General features: G+C 72.2%; 13 protein-coding genes. 11 read left to right on the forward strand and 2 right to left on the reverse strand.

Going from position 1 to position 17,999, the window contains the following annotated elements; all coding sequences use genetic code 11:
- Positions 1 to 5: 5 nt before the first annotated feature.
- The 7 genes from QSK39_RS53260 (at position 6) to QSK39_RS14410 (ending at position 10,053) form a co-directional block, all read left to right on the forward strand.
- Positions 6 to 4,286 carry a beta-ketoacyl synthase N-terminal-like domain-containing protein gene (locus tag QSK39_RS53260; RefSeq protein ID WP_285478230.1) on the forward strand — a complete coding sequence of 1,427 codons (4,281 nt, stop codon included), beginning with the start codon at positions 6 to 8 and terminating at the stop codon, positions 4,284 to 4,286.
- Positions 4,283 to 4,588: an acyl carrier protein gene (locus tag QSK39_RS14385; RefSeq protein ID WP_285478231.1), complete on the forward strand. Its 306-nt coding sequence runs from the start codon at positions 4,283 to 4,285 to the stop codon at positions 4,586 to 4,588. The genes QSK39_RS53260 and QSK39_RS14385 overlap by 4 nt, the downstream gene beginning before the upstream one ends.
- Positions 4,585 to 5,391 carry an alpha/beta fold hydrolase gene (locus QSK39_RS14390; RefSeq protein ID WP_285478232.1) on the forward strand — a complete coding sequence of 269 codons (807 nt, stop codon included), beginning with the start codon at positions 4,585 to 4,587 and terminating at the stop codon, positions 5,389 to 5,391. The genes QSK39_RS14385 and QSK39_RS14390 overlap by 4 nt, the downstream gene beginning before the upstream one ends.
- The gene (locus QSK39_RS14395; protein WP_285479906.1) at positions 5,391 to 6,560 is read left to right on the forward strand and encodes a glycosyltransferase; all 1,170 of its coding nucleotides are present in this window, start codon (positions 5,391 to 5,393) and stop codon (positions 6,558 to 6,560) included. Before QSK39_RS14390 ends, QSK39_RS14395 begins: the two co-directional genes overlap by 1 nt.
- Positions 6,561 to 6,605: 45 nt before the next feature.
- Positions 6,606 to 7,055, forward strand: coding sequence for a GNAT family N-acetyltransferase (locus QSK39_RS14400; RefSeq protein WP_285478233.1), 450 nt, complete (start codon positions 6,606 to 6,608; stop codon positions 7,053 to 7,055).
- Positions 7,056 to 7,095: 40 nt separating this feature from the next.
- Positions 7,096 to 7,932, forward strand: coding sequence for an SDR family NAD(P)-dependent oxidoreductase (locus QSK39_RS14405; RefSeq protein ID WP_285478234.1), 837 nt, complete (start codon positions 7,096 to 7,098; stop codon positions 7,930 to 7,932).
- Positions 7,933 to 8,013: 81 nt separating this feature from the next.
- Positions 8,014 to 10,053 (forward strand): MDR family MFS transporter, encoded by a 2,040-nt coding sequence (locus tag QSK39_RS14410; protein WP_285478235.1) that lies wholly within the window; start codon positions 8,014 to 8,016, stop codon positions 10,051 to 10,053.
- Between the two features lie 9 nt (positions 10,054 to 10,062).
- Here QSK39_RS14410 and QSK39_RS14415 read toward each other — a convergent pair whose 3' ends face one another.
- The gene (locus tag QSK39_RS14415; protein ID WP_285478236.1) at positions 10,063 to 10,899 is read right to left on the reverse strand and encodes a PHP domain-containing protein; all 837 of its coding nucleotides are present in this window, start codon (positions 10,897 to 10,899) and stop codon (positions 10,063 to 10,065) included.
- Between the two features lie 39 nt (positions 10,900 to 10,938).
- On the opposite strand from QSK39_RS14415, the gene ligD reads away from it, so the two are divergent.
- Positions 10,939 to 11,889 carry a non-homologous end-joining DNA ligase gene (ligD, locus tag QSK39_RS14420; RefSeq protein WP_285478237.1) on the forward strand — a complete coding sequence of 317 codons (951 nt, stop codon included), beginning with the start codon at positions 10,939 to 10,941 and terminating at the stop codon, positions 11,887 to 11,889.
- A gap of 34 nt (positions 11,890 to 11,923) precedes the next feature.
- Positions 11,924 to 12,343: a response regulator gene (locus QSK39_RS14425; protein ID WP_285478238.1), complete on the forward strand. Its 420-nt coding sequence runs from the start codon at positions 11,924 to 11,926 to the stop codon at positions 12,341 to 12,343.
- On the opposite strand, the gene QSK39_RS14430 is transcribed toward QSK39_RS14425, so the two are convergent.
- Positions 12,274 to 13,470 carry a thiolase family protein gene (locus QSK39_RS14430; RefSeq protein WP_285478239.1) on the reverse strand — a complete coding sequence of 399 codons (1,197 nt, stop codon included), beginning with the start codon at positions 13,468 to 13,470 and terminating at the stop codon, positions 12,274 to 12,276. The genes QSK39_RS14425 and QSK39_RS14430 overlap by 70 nt on opposite strands.
- 132 nt (positions 13,471 to 13,602) lie before the next feature.
- Here QSK39_RS14430 and QSK39_RS14435 point away from each other — a divergent pair, with 132 nt between their 5' ends.
- Both QSK39_RS14435 and QSK39_RS14440 read left to right on the forward strand, forming a co-directional pair.
- The gene (locus QSK39_RS14435) at positions 13,603 to 14,043 is read left to right on the forward strand and encodes a winged helix-turn-helix transcriptional regulator (protein ID WP_285478240.1); all 441 of its coding nucleotides are present in this window, start codon (positions 13,603 to 13,605) and stop codon (positions 14,041 to 14,043) included.
- 323 nt (positions 14,044 to 14,366) lie between these two features.
- Positions 14,367 to 17,960, forward strand: a complete 3,594-nt coding sequence (locus tag QSK39_RS14440; protein WP_285478241.1) for a discoidin domain-containing protein — start codon at positions 14,367 to 14,369, stop codon at positions 17,958 to 17,960.
- Positions 17,961 to 17,999: the final 39 nt, after the last annotated feature.

The following is a 17,999-nucleotide window of genomic DNA, read 5'->3' on the forward strand; positions in this document are numbered from 1 at the left end:
CCGGGATGCGCGTGGCCATCGTCGGGATGTCGGTGCTGCTGCCCGGCGCGCCGGACCTCGCGGCGTACTGGCGCAACCTGTCGGGCGGCGTCGACGCGATCACCGAAGTACCGCCGGAGAAGTGGGACGTCGTCCACTACGCGCCCGACGAGCAGCGGCGGGCCGACCGCGTGTACTGCCGGCGCGGCGGCTTCGTCGACGAACTGGCCGAAGTGGACGTCACCGGGTTCGGGATCATGCCGAACTCCGTGCCCGCCACCGAACCCGACCAGCTGATCGCGCTGCGGGTCGCGGCGCAGGCGCTCGCGGACGCGGGCGGGCCCGGCCGCCTGCCCGCGGACCGGGCCAAGGTGGGTGTGGTGCTCGGGCGCGGCGGCTACCTGACGCCCGGGCTGGTCCGGCTCGACCAGCGCGTCCGCACGGCGAGCCAGCTCGTCCGGACCCTGGGCGAGCTGCTGCCCGACCTCGACCAGACCCGGCTCGACGCCGTCCGGCAGGCCTTCACCGACCAGCTCGGCCCGGAGACGCCGGAGTCCGCGATCGGGCTCGTGCCCAACCTGGCCGCGTCCCGGCTGGCCAACCGGCTCGACCTGCGCGGCCCGGCGTACACAGTGGACGCCGCGTGCGCGTCCTCGCTGATCGCCGTCGACCACGCCGTGCAGGAGCTCGCCACCGGCCGCTGCGACGTCGTGCTCGCGGGCGGTGTCCACCACTGCCACGACATCACGTTCTGGAGCGTGTTCACCCAGCTCGGCGCCCTCTCGCCGTCCGAGCGCATCCGGCCGTTCCACCGCGACGCCGACGGCGTCCTCATCGGCGAAGGCACCGGCGTCGTCGTGCTCAAGCGCCTGGCCGACGCCGAGCGGGACGGCGACCGCGTCTACGCCGTGATCACCGGCACCGGCGTCGCCTCCGACGGGCGGACCGCGAGCCTGGCCAACCCGGACTCCGGCGGTCAGGTCCGGGCGGTGCGCCAGGCGTGGGCGGCCGCGGGCCTGGACCCGGCCGCCCCGGATTCGATCGGGCTCCTCGAAGCGCACGGCACCGCGACCCCGGCCGGCGACACGGCCGAGCTCACGACGCTCGCGGAGGTGTTCGGCAGTGCCGGCGCCGCGGTGCTCGGCTCGGTGAAGTCGATGATCGGGCACACGATGCCGGCCGCCGGGATCGCCGGCCTGATCAAGGCGGCGCTGGCCGTGCACCACGGCGTCCTGCTGCCCACCCTGCACTGCGACGACCCGCACCCCCTGCTCGAGAAGACCCGCTTCGCCACTTTGGACACGGCCCGGCCGTGGGACGCCGACGTGCGCCGCGCCGGGGTCAACGCGTTCGGGTTCGGCGGGATCAACGCCCACGTCGTGCTGGAACAGGCCCCCGGCCGCGCCACGCCGGTTGTCGTTCGCGAGCCCGAACGGGTCCTGCGGCTCGCCGCGCGGTCGGTCGGCGAACTGCGTGACCTGCTCGACCGCCCCGGCGCACGCGGGACCGGCGCCGGTCCGGTCCGGCTCGGCATCGTCGACCCGACGGAGAAGCGGCTGGCCCTGGCCCGCAAGGCGGTCGCCCGCGGCCGGGCCTGGCGCGGCCGCAACGACGTCTGGTTCGCCGACCGGCCGCTGCTCGGACCGGGCGGCGGCAAGCTGGCCTTCCTGTTCCCCGGCCTGGAATCCGAGCTGGCGCTCAACTGCGGTGACGTCGCCCGCCACTTCGGGCTGCCGTGGGCCCATGACGACATCGAGGTCGGCGACGTCGGCCGCCAGGGCACCGCGGTCTTCGAACTCGGCCGCCTGCTGAACTCCGCGCTCGGCCGGCTGGGCGTCACCCCGGACGCCGTCGCCGGCCACAGCTTGGGGGAGTGGACGGCGATGGCCGTCGCCGGCATCCACGCCGAAGCCGAGGTCGACGCGTTCCTCGCCGGGTTCGACCCGGACGCGCTCGTGGTCCCCGGCCTCGCTTTCGCTGCGATCGGCGCGCCCGCGCCCCGCGTGCTCGAAGAGCTGGCCGGCCGCGACGACGTGGTGCTTTCCCACGACAACTCGCCCAACCAGGCCATGGTCTGCGGCCCGGCGGCGGCGGTCGACACGCTCGTGACGCGGTTCCGGGACGCCGGGATCGTGGCCCAGGTGCTGCCGTTCAAGTCCGGGTTCCACACGCCGATGCTGCGGCCGTACCTCGATCCGATCCGCGAGGCGGCCGCCGGGTTCACCCTGTACCCGCCGAAGCTGCCGATCTGGTCGGCGACCACGGTGGCGGAATATCCAGCCGCCGAGGCGGACGTCCGCGACCTGTTCGTGCGGCACCTGCTGGAACCGGTCCGCTTCCGGCCGCTCGTCCGTGCGATGCACGCGGCAGGCGTCCGCGCGTTCGTGCAGGTCGGCGCGGGTCAGCTCGGCTCGCTGGTCGGCGACACGCTGCACGGCGAGGACCACTTGGTCGTGGCGGCGCACTCCGCGCACCGGCCCGGCCTCGCGCAGCTGCGCCGGGTCGCGACCGCGCTGTGGGCCGACGGCGCCGACATCGACTTCTCGCGGTTGCCCGGCGATCGCCCGGCCCCGCACCGGGCCGTCAAGCTGGACCTCGGCGGCCACGTGATCTCCCTCGACGACGAGGTCCGGGCCCGGATCTCCCTGCCAGCCACGCGCATGTCCACTGTGGACGACCTCGCCGGCAAGGGCCCACTGGCCGCGGAGTTCGCCGCCCTGCTCCAGGACACCGCCGACCTGGCGTCCACTGTGCTCTCGAAACCGGCCCGGCGCCGTCAGGAACTCACGCCGCCGAAGGACCTGGACACGACGCTGAGCGTGTCGGTCGAGGCGATGCCGTACCTGCTCGACCACTGCTTCTTCAAGCAGCCGCCCCAGGCCGACCCGGGTGACCGGTGGCCGGTCGTGCCGGCGACGACGGTGATCGACCACCTGATGGGCTTCGCCGAGCAGGCCGCGCCCGGCCGGCGCGCGGTCGCGGTGCACGACGTCCGGCTGACCCAGTGGATCACGGCGGTCCCGGCGGTGAACGTGGGTGTGCGCGTGCGGCCGCAGGGCCCCGACCGCGTGCTCGCGTCCCTCGACGGCTACTCCCAGGCCACCGTCGAGCTCGCCCAGACGTATCCAGCCGACGCACCCGCGCCGTGGCAATTTGCAGCGGAGCAGGTCCCGGAGACTACGGCCGCCCAGCTGTACGACGAACGCTGGATGTTCCACGGCCCGCTCTTCCAGGGCGTCAGCGAGCTGACCGCGGTCGGCGAGCGGCACGTCCGCGCCGTGCTCACGACGCCCGCGGCGCCTGGCGCGCTGCTCGACAACGTCGGCCAGGTGCTCGGCTACTGGATCATGTCCCGGCTGACCGAGCGCACCACGGTCTTCCCTGTCGGCATGCGCGAGATCCGGTTCCACGGCCCGCACCCGGCGCCAGGGGAGCGGCTGGAGTGCCTGGTCAAGATCACCGCGCTGACGGAGGAGTTCCTCGACGCCGACATGCAGCTCGTCCACGACGGGCAGGTCTGGGCCGAGTTCACCGGCTGGCGTGACCGCCGTTTCGACAGCACCCCGCACATCCGCCAGGCCGACCGCACGCCGGAGCGCTCGACGCTGTCGCACGAGCAGCCGGGCGGCTGGGCGCTGGTGCACGAGCAGTGGCCGGACCTGGCGACCCGCGAGCTGATCATGCGCAACTACCTCGCGGGTGCCGAACGCGACGCCTACGACCAGCGGCCGCCGCGGGGCCGGCGCCAGTGGCTGCTCGGGCGGATCGCGGCGAAGGACGCCGTCCGCCAGTTCCTCTGGGCCGGCGGCGAACCCGAGATGTTCCCCGCCGAGCTGCGCATCGGCAACGACGACGCGGGCCGCCCGCACGCGACCGGTGCTTATGGCCGTGAGCTGCCGCCGGTGACGGTTTCGCTGGCCCACCGCGGCGAGGTCGGCGTGGCGATCGCCCGGCGCGGCCGGTGCGGCATCGACGTCGAAGAGGTCGCCCCGCGTGCCGGGTCCACTGTGGACGCCGCACTCGGTGCCGGTGAGCAGGCCCTGTTCGCCGGACTGATCGGCGACCCGGAACGCTGGTTCGCCCGGTTCTGGACCGCCAAGGAAGCCGTGGCGAAGCTGCTCGGCACCGGGCTGCGCGGGGAGCCCCGGGACTTCGAAGTCGTCGCCGCGGCGCCGGATGCGCTCACCGTCCGCGCCGCCGGCACCGACCACGCCGTGCACTGCGCCGACGTCGACAGCCTGCCCGGCGCACCGCCGCGCCACTACGTCGTCGCCTGGACCGAAGAGACGAAGGAGACCGCGGAATGAGCATCGAGACCACGGCAACGGACGAGTCGACCGTGCTCGCGCAGCTCAGCGGAATGCTGCAGCAGCTGCTCGAGGAGTACGGCCTCGACGACGCCGAAATCACCATGGAGACGACGTTCCACGACGATCTCGAGCTGGAGAGCGTCGACCTGGTGGCCCTGTCCGGGCAGTTGCGCGAGCACTACGGCGAGCGCGTCAACTTCGCGACGTTCATCGCCGAGCGCGACCTCGAGGAGATCATCGCGCTGACCGTCGGCGAGCTGGTCCGCTACATCGTCGCCTCCCTGCGGGCCGCGGCGTGAGCCGGATCCGCGCGGGCGAGCTGGACGTGCACGTCCAGCGGCTCTCCCCGGAGGTGCCGCTCGACGGGGACGCGCCGATCGTCGTGTGCGTGCACGGGCTGCTCACCGACAGCCTCGCCAGCTACTACTTCACCCTCGGCCCGGCGTTCGCCGAGCGCGGCCTCGACGTGCTGATGTACGACCTGCGCGGGCACGGCCGCACGACGCGCCCGGAGTCCGGGTACCACCTGGAGGAGTTCGTCGGCGACCTCGTCGCGGTCCTCGACGCGACGGGGGTCACGCGGCCGGTGCACGTCGTCGGCAACTCGTTCGGCGCGTCGGTCGCGTTCGGGCTGGCCGCCGCCCGGCCGGACCGGGTGGCCAGCGTGATCGTGATCGAGGGCGAACCGCCGACGCAGGAGTGGACCGGGCACATGGCCGACGGGCTCGCCGACGCGAAGACCCGGCTGGCGATCGACGAGGTGATCGGCTGGATTGCCGACAACCACGGCGCGCACACCGCGCGGCTGTCGAAGGCGGCCAACAAGATTCTCCAGACCACCACGATCGCCGAGGACATCCCGCGCAGCGCGACGATCGCCGCCGACCTCTCGGCCGTGCGCTGCCCGGTGTTCGCGATCTTCGGCGGCGACTCGGGCCTCGCCGCTCAGGTGCCGCACTTCGAGTCGCACCTGGACCCCTGCCGGTGCGTCGTGCTGCCCGACCAGGGCCACTCGGTGCTGGTCGAGCGGACGGCCGAGACGATCGAGCTGATCTTCGAATGGGTCCGCGACACCTCGCGCGTCCCGGTGCGGGCGCGGTAGTGGCCCGGTTCCTGTTCGTCGTCCCGCCGCTGGTCGGGCACATCAACCCGGCCGCCGGCGTCGCGGCCGAGCTGGCCGCGCGCGGGCACGAGGTCGCCTGGGCCGGGCACGAGGAGCTGCTGTGGCAGCTGGCCGGCCCGGACGCGCTGGTGTTCTCCTGCGGCCTCCCCGCCGGGGCGCCCGAACGCCCGGCCGGGCTCAAGGGACCGGCCGCGCTGCGGTTCCTCTGGGAGGACTTCCTCATCCCGCTGGCCGACGCGATGGCCGAGGGCGTCGCCGCGGCGATCGACGCGTTCGCCCCGCACGTGGTGGTCGCCGACCAGCAGGCTCTCGCGGGTGGGCTGCTGGCCGAGGCCCGCGGCCTGCCGTGGGTCACCTCGGCGACGACGTCGGCCGAGCTGATCGACCCCCTCGCAGGCATGCCTAAGGTCGCGGAGTGGGTCGACGCGCTGGTCGCCGACCTGCGGGCGCGGATCGCGGACGGCCGCGGCTCGGCCGACCCGCGGTTCTCCCCGCACGGCGTCCTGGCGTTCACCACCCGCGAACTGCTCGGCGCGGCGACGCTCCCGCCGCGGGTGCGGCTCGTCGGGCCGGCCCTGGGTTCGCGTCCGTCCACAGCGGACTTCCCGTGGGAGTGGCTCGACCCGCTCCGCCCGACGGTGCTCGTGTCGCTCGGCACGGCCAACACCGAAGCGGGCGCGAGCTTCCTCGCGACCGCGGCGGAGGCGTTCGCCGGGATGGAGGCACGAGCGATCGTCGTCGACCCCGGCGAAGTGCTCGGGACGGTCCCGCCGAACGTCCTGGTGCGCCCGCGGGTCCCGCAGCTGCCCCTGCTGCCCCGGGTGGACGCGGTGCTGTGCCACGCGGGCCACAACACCGTGTGCGAAGCGTTGTGGCACGGCCTGCCGCTGGTGGTGGCCCCGATCCGCGACGACCAGCCGATCGTGGCCGCGCAGGTGGTGGCCGCGGGCGCGGGCATCCGGCTGCGCTTCGGCCGCGCGGGCGCGGACCGCATCGCGGCTGCGGTCGAGGAGGTGCTGACCGAGCCGTCGTACCGGCGTGCGGCCGAAACCGTGGCGACGTCGTTCCACGCGGCGGGCGGAAGTGCCGCGGCCGCCGGCCATTTGGAACAGCTCGCGCTGGAAAGCCTGGCCCATTTAAGGCCCTGAAAGTCGGCATTTACTTCGAAAAAACACGCCGTTACGGTCGAAGGCATGACTGTTTCCGTCTGCGTTCCCGAAGATGTCCCCGAACTCGTCAAGTCGGCCGCCGGGCTGTTCTCCGAAGACGCCGGGCGTCACGACCCGCGCATGGACCTCGGCTGGCCCGACCGCGACGGTGCCGCCTACTACGCGGAGCTGGTCGACGATCCGGACTGCCTGTGCCTGCTGGCCGGCGGCGGGCACCTGATCGGCCGGATGCGCCCGCCGAACGAGCTGCGGCCCGGCGCGGTGACCGCGGTGCTGGAAAGCATGCGGGTCGGTCCCGCGCACCGCCGGAGCGGGGTCGGCGCGGAGCTGGTCGCCGCGTTCGTGGCGTGGGCGAAGGAGCGCGGGGCGAACGAGCTGGCCGTGCAGGCGTATGCGCACAACGAGGGCGCGCTGGCGTTCTACCACGCGCAGGGGTTCCGGCCGTTCGAGGTCAGGCTGGCCCAGTCGCTCTGAGTGGTGCGGTCCGGACCATTCCCGGGCCACACTGGGGTGCATGGCAATCCTGGACGGCCGGGCCGTCGTCATCACCGGCGCCGGACGCGGGCTCGGGCGGGCGTTCGCGCGGCACGCCGCGGAGTCCGGGGCCGCGGTGGTGGTCAACGACGTCGACGCGGAACCGGCGCACGAGACCGTCTCCGCGGTCGAAACAGCCGGCGGTACCGCGGTCGCGAGCGTCGGCTCGGTCGCCGACGCGGACTACGCCCGTTACCTGATCACGTTGTGCCGCAACCGGTTCGGCAAGCTCGACGGCCTCGTGAACAACGCCGCAGTCGGGTACCACGCGCGGCCGTGGGAGGACGACGACGCCGAGCGGACCCGGGCCCTGGTCGAGACCAACGTCCTCGGCCCGCTGCACTGCGGCACGGCGGCCGCCAAGGTGATGGTGGCCCAGGGCCACGGTGTCATCGTCAACGTGACCTCCGGATCGATGATCGGACAGCGCGGCGCCGCGGCCTACTCGGCGTCGAAGGGCGCGGTGGCGTCGATGACGTACTCGTGGGCGGCCGACCTGGCCGGCCGCGGGGTGCGCGTCAACGCCGTCAGCCCGATCGCCTGGACCCGCCTGATGGCCGCCGATCCCAACGGCAACCCGGACGCGCACCCGCCGGAACGCGTGGCGCCGCTGGTGACGTACCTGCTCAGCGACCTCTCGGCCGGGGTCACCGGGCAGGTGCTGCGGCTGGCGGACGGGCACCTGCACGCCGTCCGCCAGCCCGCCATCATCCGGCCGGTGCTGCACCAGGAGGCCTGGACGCCCGAGGAGATCGCCGCGGCCGTCGCGGGCGAGCTCGTCCTCGAGTCACCGCCACGGGATCGCTGGACCCTTTGAGCTGGTGGGATCACCGGAACGGGTGGCTATCCACAGTGGACCGTTCGCACTAGCCTCGGAGGCCGAGCGAGGAGGGTGCGGATGACGGCCACCGCGGAGGTCGCCCACGAACCGGGGCCCGCCCCGCTGAGCAAGGCGCGGGTCAACGCCGTGTTCGGCGCCGTGCTGCTCGGGATGCTGCTGGCCGCACTGGACCAGACCATCGTCGGCACCGCGCTGCCCACCATCGTCGGGGACCTCGGCGGCGCCGGGCACCTGTCCTGGGTGGTCACGTCGTACCTGCTGGCCGAGACGATCATGACCGTCGTCGTCGGCAAGCTCGGCGACCTGTTCGGCCGCAAGCTGATGTTCCAGCTGTCGGTGATCGTGTTCGGGATCGGCTCGTTCTGCGCCGGCTTCGCCGACAGCATGGTCTGGCTGATCGTCTGGCGCGCGGTGCAGGGCCTGGGCGGCGGCGGGCTGATGGTCACCTCGACCGCGCTCATCGCCGACGTCGTCCCGCTGCGCGAACGCGGCAAGTACCAGGGCGTCCTCGGTTCGGTGTTCGGCGTGGTGACCGTGGCCGGGCCGATGCTGGGCGGGTTCTTCGTCGACCACCTGTCGTGGCGCTGGGCGTTCTACGTCAACATCCCGCTGGTCGTCGTGGTGCTGATCGTGGCGTCCTCGGCGATGCCGAACGCGCGCGCGGCGATCAAGCCGGTGATCGACTACGCCGGCATCCTGCTCATCGGCCTCGCCGCGACGGGCCTGACGCTCGTCACGAGCTGGGGTGGCACGCAGTACGCGTGGGGCTCGCCGACGATCATCGGGATGGCGATCGGGTCGGTGGTGCTGCTGGCCGCGTTCGTGTTCGTGGAGCTGAGAGCCCGGGAACCGATGCTGCCGATGCGGCTGTTCCGCAACCCGGTGTTCACGGTCGGCGGGATCATGAGCTTCGTCGTCGGCTTCGCGATGCTCGGCGCGCTGTCGTACCTGCCGACGTACATGCAGTACGTGCAGGGCACGTCGGCGACGACGTCCGGGGTCCGGCTGCTGCCGATGGTGCTGGCGCTGCTCGTCGCGTCGATCGCGGCGGGCAACGCGGTGAGCAAGACCGGCCGCTACAAGATCTTCCCGCTGGTCGGCGCGGCCGGGATGACGATCGGGCTGTACCTGCTGTCGAGGCTGGACACCGACACCGGGTTCTGGGAGGCGTCGGCGTACATGGCGGTGCTCGGGCTCGGGATCGGGCTCGGCATGCAGGTGCTGACCATCGCCGTGCAGAACACCGTGGACTACGCCGATCTCGGCGTCGCGACGTCCGGTGTGACGTTCCTGCGGTCGATCGGCAGCTCGTTCGGCGCGGCGATCTTCGGGACGGTGTACGCCAACCAGCTGACCCCGAACCTGGCGGCGGCGGTCGCGGCGCGCCCGTTGCCGCCGGGCGTCGACCCGCGGGTCATCCAGGTGCCCAGCGCGCTGCACGCCCTGCCGGACTCGGTGTCGGCGCCGGTGATCCAGGCGTACAGCGACTCCCTGCACGTCGTGTTCCTCGCCGCGGCGCCGGTCGGGCTGGTGGCGTTCGTGCTGGCGTTCTTCCTGAAGGAGGTCCCGCTGCGCGACACGGCCCGGGCCGCGGCCCCGGACCTCGGCGACGGCTTCGCGATGCCGGAGGCCCGCACGGACGACCGCGAGCTGGAACGCGCGGTCGCGACGCTGTTCTTCCGCGAGCGCCGCAAGGTGGCCCCGGCGATCGTCGAACGGGCGGGATCGGACCTCGACGAAGGCGGGATCTGGTGCCTGCTGCAGGTCCACCTGCGTCAGCGGCGGGGCGAACCGGCGACGTTGCGGGCGATCGGCGAGTACTTCGCGGTGCCGGCCTCGGTGCTGGAGCCGGCGTTCAACCGGCTGGAGCTGACCGGCCACCTGCGGTACAGCGGCGGTGGCTGGGAGTTGACTCCGCCGGGCCGGGAGGAGTTCGACAAGGTGGTCCACGCGTGGCACGACTGGCTGGCCGACCGGCTGGGCGACTGGGGAACCGGCAGCCGGGCCGAGCTGGACGCGGCGATCGGCCGGGTGGCCGCGAGGTTGCTGGACCAGAGCGCGGAGGTCCGGACGTACGGACGGCACGCACTGGCCTGACCGCCGGGGTCAGCGGCGCCAGAAGTCGTGGGGTGTGCGGCCCGGGCGGAAGCCGCCTGCCTCGACCATGGCCGCCGCCTCCGCGAAGCCGTGGCCGACCAGGCCCGGCTCGTGCGCGTCGCTGCCGAACGCCACCGCGTCGCCGCCCACCTCGAACCACCAGCGCACCACCTCGCCCGGCAGCGGCACCTTCGTGTTGACTTCCAGGGCCCGCCCGCTCGACGCCAGCGCGCGCAGCACCGTCCGGAACTCCGCCTCGAAGTCCGCCGCCACGAACGGCGGTCCCTCACCCGGCCACGACCTCAGCGCGTAGTCGATGTGCGCGAGCACCGCGAAGTCGGCCGTCGACTCCACCAGCCCCAAGACCTCGGTCAGGTACGCGCGCAGGACCTCGGCCGGCGGATCGGACACCACGGTGACCTCGTGGTGGTGGCCGTCGTCGCCCGGCAGCGAGTGCACCGAACCCAGCACGTGATCGAAGTCGTGGGCCGCGAGCAGCGCGTCGGCGCGAGGCCGGTGCCAGTGCGGCTCGCTCAGCTCGACCCCCGACAGGATCCGCAGCGACGGAAACCGTGCGCGGCACTCCTCGACGCACGCCAGGTACCCCGCGACGTCCAGGTCCGGCGGCTCGAGGACGCCGTCCGGGCGCAGCCGCACCCGGAAGTGGTCCGGCAGCAGCGGCCGGACCGGCGCCGGGATCAGCCACGGCGTCAGGTCCGCGTGCTCGGTGAACGCGACCGACGGCAGCCCCAGCTCCAGCGCCCGTTCGCACGACCCGGTCATCGACCCGGTGACCGTGTCCCACGACCATTCGGTGTGGACGTGACCGTCCGGCGGCAAGCTCACCAAGCCACCGTAACGCCGGTTTTGAAGTAGCGTCACCGTATGGCGCAGAAGTCGGCGGCGGTGGAGCTGGAGGTCGGGCCGCACACCGTGCGGATCTCGAACCCGGACCGGGTGTACTTCCCGGCCCGCGGCGAGACGAAGCTCGACCTGGTCAACTACTACCTCTCGGTGGGCGACGGCATCGTCAACGCGCTGCGCGAGCGGCCGTGCATGCTGCACCGCTTCCCGTCCGGCGTGGCGGGGGAGAAGGTCCACCAGAAGCGTGTCCCGAACGGCGCGCCGCCGTGGCTGGAGACCGTCCGGGTGACCTTCCCGCGCTACAACCGGCACGCCGACGAGCTGTGCGTCACCGAACTGGCGCACGTCGCCTGGGCGGTGCAGATGTCCACTGTGGAGTTCCACCCGTGGAACTCGCGCCGCGCCGACACCGAGAAGCCGGACGAGTGGCGCATCGACCTCGACCCGATGCCCGACTGCGGCTACGACCGCGTCCGCCGGGTCGCGCACGTCGCCCACGAGATCCTCGACGAGCTCGGCGCGGTCGGCTGGCCCAAGACGTCCGGTGGCCGCGGCCTGCACATCTACGTCCGGATCGAACCCAACCGGGGCTTCAAGGAGGTCCGGCGCGCGGCCCTGGCCTTCGCGCACGAAGTCGAACGCCGTGCCCCGGACGACGTCACGACGACCTGGTGGCGCAAGGACCGCGACCCGCGGCTGCTCTTCGTCGACTACAACCAGAACGCCCGCGACCACACGATCGCCAGTGCCTACTCCGTGCGCGGCAACCCGGAAGGCACGGTGTCGACGCCGATCCGCTGGGAGGAGATCGACGACGCCGAGCCCGGCGACTTCACCATCGCCACCGTCCCGGCCCGCTTCGCCGAGCTGGGCGACCTCCACGCCGGCATCGACAAGGCCGTGTTCTCCCTGGACCCGCTGCTGGAGTGGGCCGACCGCGACGGCGTCGAAGAACCACCCGAGTCCGACTGACGTATTTCCGGGCGGGTTCGCGGCTCTGCCCGGGGTGAAGATCGTGCTGTCCGGTGTGGACGCGGCCGCGTGGAGCCTGGTCGCGTTGCAGGTGGTGCTCGAACGCGAAGGCCACGCCGTGTGCGTATCGGCTGACGCGGCCGGTGCTTGCCGCCGTGAGCGGCCGGACTGCTTGGTGCTGTCCACGGCACACGGCGCTTCGGGCGCGGACGTCCTTCGCCGCGTGCGTGCCGATCCCGCGCTGGCCGGGCTGCCCGTGGTGCTCGGCGGCCGGCTGGGCGGGGCGCGCGCGGAACTGCTGGCGCTGGGCTTCGACGAGGTCTTCCCGGTCGCCGCCACGGATCCCGGGAGAGCCGTGGCGGCGTTGCGGGCTTACCTGGCTCGTCAGTCCAAGCGCTCGACGATCGTCGCGTTGGCGAGGCCGCCCGCCTCGCACATCGTCTGCAGGCCGTAGCGGCCGCCGGTCTGCTCCAGCACCGACAGCAGCGTCGTCGCCAGGCGGGCGCCGCTGCCGCCGAGCGGGTGGCCGAGCGCGATCGCGCCGCCGTTGACGTTGACCTTCGCCAGGTCGGCGCCGATCTCGGCCTGCCAGGCGAGCACGACGCTGGCGAACGCCTCGTTGACCTCGAAGGCGTCGATGTCTCCCACCGAAAGCCCCGCCCGGGCGAGCACCTTGCGGGTGGCCGGGATGACGCCGGTCAGCATGTACAGCGGGTCGTCGCCGACGACGGCGAAGCTGTGGATCCGGGCCCGCGGCCGCAGTCCGAGCGCCTTCGCCGTCTCCGGGCTGGTGATCATCAACGCGGCCGCGCCGTCGTTGATCGGCGAGGAGTTGCCCGCGGTGACGTGCCAGCCGAGATCCGGGAACCGCTGCTCCCAGACGTCCGCCCGGAACGCGGGCTTCAGCCCGGCGAGGATCTCCGGCGTGGTGCCCGGCCGGACCGTCTCGTCGGTCGTGACGTCGACGAGCACGCCGTCGGGACCGGGCGCCTTGAGCGGCGCGACCTCGCCGGCGAACTTCCCGTCCGCCCACGCCTTCGCGGCCCGCTGGTGGCTTTCGGCCGAGAATTCGTCGAGCTGCGCGCGGCTGAAGCCCCACTTCGCGGCGATCAGCTCCGCGCTGATGCCTTGGGGGACGAGACCGTCCGGGTAGCGGGCGGCGACCTGCGGCCCGAACGGGTCGCGCCCGGCCACCTGGCTGCCCATCGGCACCCGGCTCATCGACTCCACACCGGAGGCGATCACGACGTCGTACGCGCCGGCCATCACGCCCTGCGCGGCGAAGTGGACGGCCTGCTGGCTGCTGCCGCACTGCCGGTCGACGGTCACCGCGGGCACCGACTCCGGCAGGCCCGCGGCGAGCGCGGCCCAGCGGGCGGTGTTCATGCTCTGCTCGCCGATCTGGCCGACCGCGCCGCTGATCACGTCGTCGATCCGGGCCGGGTCGACGCCGGTGCGCTCGACGAGCGAGCGGAGCGCGTGGGCGTGCAGGTCGACCGGGTGCACCCCGGCGAGCGTTCCGTTCGGCTTGCCCTTGCCGATCGGGGTCCGTACCGCGTCGACGATCACCGCGTCCGTCATGGCGTCTGCCTCCTCGCAGATCGGGGATGTCTTCGGTATACGCCGGGTAAGTTGGATTTCACAACTGGCTTGTTCGCCAGGTCACACGCGACCGACGTGCTAGGTTGGATTTTCAACCCCATGGGAGGTGGCATGGTCCGGCGTGGTCGCGAGTGCTCGGTCGCCGAGGCGCTGGAGGTCGTCGGCGAACGCTGGAGCCTGCTCGCGCTGCGCGAGATCATGCTGGGGGAGCGGCGCTTCAACCAGATCGCCGAGAACACCGGCGCCAGCCGCGACATCCTGGCCGCGCGGCTGCGCAAGCTCGTCGACGCGGGCGTGCTCGAGAAGCGCCAGTACGAGACCCACCCGCCGCGCCACGAGTACTACCCGACCGAGGCCGGCCGCGCGCTGCAGCCGATCCTGCTCGGCCTGATGGCCTGGGGTGACCGGTACGTCCACCAGGGTGAACCGCCCACGCTGTGGCGCCACGCCTGCGGCGAGGTGCTGGAACCGGCGACCGTCTGCGCCCACTGCGGCGACCCGGTCAACGCCCCGGGCACCCACGCGATCCGGCTGGGCGCCGTCCACTCCTGACCCGACCTCCGCAAAAGGCCTCCTCGCATCCCCCGCGAGGAGGCCTTTCCGGCGTTTGGGCGTTGACTTGAGACCCCGGTCACTGTAAGTCTTGAACGAATCAGTGCAAGAACCTGACAACAGTGCGAGAAATTGCGGCAGGTGTCAGGAAGATCCCGCCCAGCCCTCGACGAAGAGGTGCCCATGACGGCTGTCCAGTGCTGCCCGCGTGCGCCCCCGGACCGGGTCCGCGCGTGCCCGTTCCCCGGTTTCCGCCGTCCCGCCGCCCACGGGACGTGCGAGCTCGAGTCGTCTCCCCTCCCTCCCCGGATCAGAGGAAACCCATGAGAACGAAGCGACTTCTGTCGCGCGCGGCGACCTACGCCGCCCTGTCCCTCCTCCTGGCCGCACCCGCCGTGGCCGCGAGCGGCGCCCCGGCCGCCGCGCCCGCCGTCCAGGCCGTCCAGCCCGCCGCGCAAGCCGCGGCCGCGACCTACACCGCGAGCAGCCAGCTCGCCGGCTACCCCGTCTCGAACGTCGGCGACGGCAACCAGGCCACCTACTGGGAGAGCACGAACAACCAGTTCCCGCAGTGGGTCCAGGCCGACCTCGGCGCGGCCACCAACGTCGCCCAGCTCGTGCTCAAGCTGCCGACCGGCTGGGAGGCCCGCACCGAGACCTTCAGCGTCCAGGGCAGCACGAACGGCACGAGCTTCAGCGACCTGAAGGCCTCGGCCGGCTACCGGTTCGACCCCGCCACCGGCAACACCGTGACCGTGGACGTCACCGGGAACACCCGCTACGTCCGGCTCAACGTCACGGCCAACACCGGCTGGCCCGCCGCGCAGCTGTCGGAGTTCGAGGTGCACGGCCCGGCCGGCGGGGACACACAGCCGCCGTCCGCGCCCGGCACCCTCGCCTACACCCAGCCGGCGAGCGGCCAGATCCGGCTCACCTGGTCGGCCTCGACCGACAACACCGGGGTCGCCGGGTACGACGTCTACGCCAACGGCCAGCTCCGCGGCAGCGTTGCCGGGACCGTCCTGACCTACACCGACAACCAGCCGGACGGCACGACCGTCGCCTACTTCGTCCGCGCGCGCGACGCGGCGGGCAACCAGTCCGGCGACAGCAACACCGTCACCCGCAACGGCACCCAGGCCGGGACGAACCTGGCGCTGGGCAAGCCGATCACGGCGTCCTCGACGGAGTTCACGTTCGTCGCGGCCAACGCCAACGACAACTCCGTGACGACGTACTGGGAGGGCGGCGGCGGGACCTACCCGAACCTGCTGACCGTCGCGCTCGGCTCGAACGCCGACCTGAACCAGGTCGTCGTGAAGCTCAACCCCGACGCGTCCTGGGGCCCGCGGACTCAGACGATCGCGGTCGAAGGCCGTGACCAGGCGTCGAGTGCGTTCACCACGCTGTCCGCCGCGCAGACCTACAGCTTCAGCCCGTCGTCCGGCAACACCGTGACGATCCCGCTGAGCGGCCGCGCCGCCGATGTCCGGCTGCGCGTCACCGCCAACTCCGGTGCCGGCGGCGGGCAGGCCGCGGAGTTCCAGGTCTTCGGCGTCCCCGCGCCGAACCCCGACCTGACGATCTCGGGCGTGTCCTGGTCGCCGCAGAACCCCGTCGAAACGGACGCGATCACCGCGTCGGCGACCGTCCGCAACGCCGGGACGGCGGCCTCGGGCGCGACGAACGTGAACCTCTACCTGGGCACGACGAAGGTAGGGACCGCGAACGTCGGGGCGCTCGCCGCCGGCGCGTCGACGACGGTGTCGGCGAACATCGGCACCCGGGACGCGGGCAGCTACCAGCTGACGGCCAAGGTCGACGAGGCCAACGCCGTCATCGAGCAGAACGAGGCCAACAACTCCTACACCGGTTCGACGGCGCTGGTCGTCAGCCCGGTGCAGAGCTCCGACCTCGTCGCGGCCACCGCGTGGTCGCCGAACAACCCGTCCGCGGGCAACACCGTCACGTTCACCACGACCCTGCGCAACCAGGGAACCGTGGCTTCGGCGGGCGGCGCCCACGGCGTCACGGTGACGATCGCCGACCAGAACGGCATCGTCGTCAAGACGCTGACCGGGACGTACACGGGTGCCATCGCCGCCGGGGCCACCGCGGCGCCGGTGACCGTCGGCACCTGGACCGCGGCCAACGGCCGGTACAGCGTGAAGACGGTCGTCGCGAACGACGCCAACGAGCTGCCGGTCAAGCAGGCCAACAACACCAGCACGCAGGCGCTGTTCGTCGGCCGGGGCGCGAACATGCCCTACGACATGTACGAGGCCGAAGACGGCGTCGTCGCCGGCGGCGCGTCGGTGGTCGGCCCGAACCGCACGATCGGCGACCTCGCGGGCGAGGCGTCGGGCCGCAAGGCCGTGACGCTGAACTCGACCGGCTCGTCGGTGGAGTTCACCACCCGCACGTCGACCAACACCCTGGTCACCCGGTTCTCCATCCCGGACTCCGCGGGGGGCGGCGGGCAGAACTCGACGCTGAACGTCTACGTCGACGGCACGTTCCTCAAGGCCATCGACCTGACCTCGCACTACGCGTGGCTCTACGGCGCCGAAACCGGCCCGGGCAACTCGCCGGGCGCCGGGCCGCGCCACATCTACGACGAGGCCAGTGCGATGCTCGGCACCACCGTGCCCGCCGGGCACAAGATCAAGCTGCAGAAGGACGCGGCCAACAGCACGAACTACGCGATCGACTTCGTGAACTTCGAGCAGGCCACCGCGGTCGCCAACCCGGACCCGGCGCACTTCGCGACGCCCACCGGGTTCACGCAGCAGGACGTGCAGTCCGCGCTCGACAAGGTCCGCCAGGACACGACGCTCACCGGCGTCTACCTGCCGGCCGGGAACTACTCGCTGTCGAGCAAGCTGAACGTCTACGGCAAGGCCGTCACGGTCACCGGCGCCGGGCCGTGGTTCACGAAGTTCTCCGCGCCTTCGGGTCAGGAGAACACCGACATCGGCATCGACGTGCAGTCGAGCGCGAACGGGTCGACGTTCAGCGGGTTCGCGGTGTTCGGGAACTACACCTCCCGCATCGACGGTCCTGGCAAGGTGTTCAACCTGACGAACGTCGCGAACCTGACGATCGACAACATCTGGGTGGAGCACCAGGTGGTCATGGTCTGGGGCACGAACGTGGACAACACCACGATCAAGAACTCCCGGATCCGCGACACCTTCGCCGACGGCGTCAACCTCACGAACGGGAGCACCGGCAACCACGTCACCAACAACGAAGCCCGGTCCACCGGGGACGACAGCTTCGCGCTGTTCGCCGCCACGGACATCAACCAGGGCAACCAGTACGACAACGTGTTCGAGAACCTGACTTCGCTCACCCCGTGGCGCGCGGCCGGGCTGGCGGTCTACGGCGGGTACAACAACACCTTCCGGAACCTCTACATCGCGGACACGCTGACGTACTCGGCGATCACGATCAGCTCGCTCGACTTCGGCTACCCGTTCCTCGGGTTCGGGCCGCAGCCGACGACGGTCCAGAACGCCTCGCTCGTCCGGGACGGTGGCCACTTCTGGGGCCAGCAGACCTTCCCGGCGATCTGGATGTTCTCCGCGTCCAAGGAGTTCCGCGGCATCCGGGTGTCCGACGTGGACATCCAGAGCCCGACCTACAGCGGCATCATGTTCCAGACCAACTACGTCGGCGGGCAGCCGCAGAACACGGTCCAGGACACGGTGCTGACGAACGTGTCGATCACCGGCGCGCACCGCAGCGGTGACGCCTTCGACGCCAAGTCCGGGATCGGGATCTGGGCCAACGAGCTGCCGGAACCGGGGCAGGGCCCGGCCGTCGGCTCGGCGACCTTCACCGGGCTGACGCTGAGCGACAACGACCAGGACATCCGCAACACGACGTCCACCTTCACCATCAACCGCAACTGAGCAACGCGCACAGGTGCCCGCCGGGAACCGTTTCCCGGC

Origin of the sequence: Amycolatopsis sp. NBRC 101858 (assembly GCF_030269325.1) — a bacterium.
GTDB lineage: Bacteria > Actinomycetota > Actinomycetes > Mycobacteriales > Pseudonocardiaceae > Amycolatopsis > Amycolatopsis ponsaeliensis.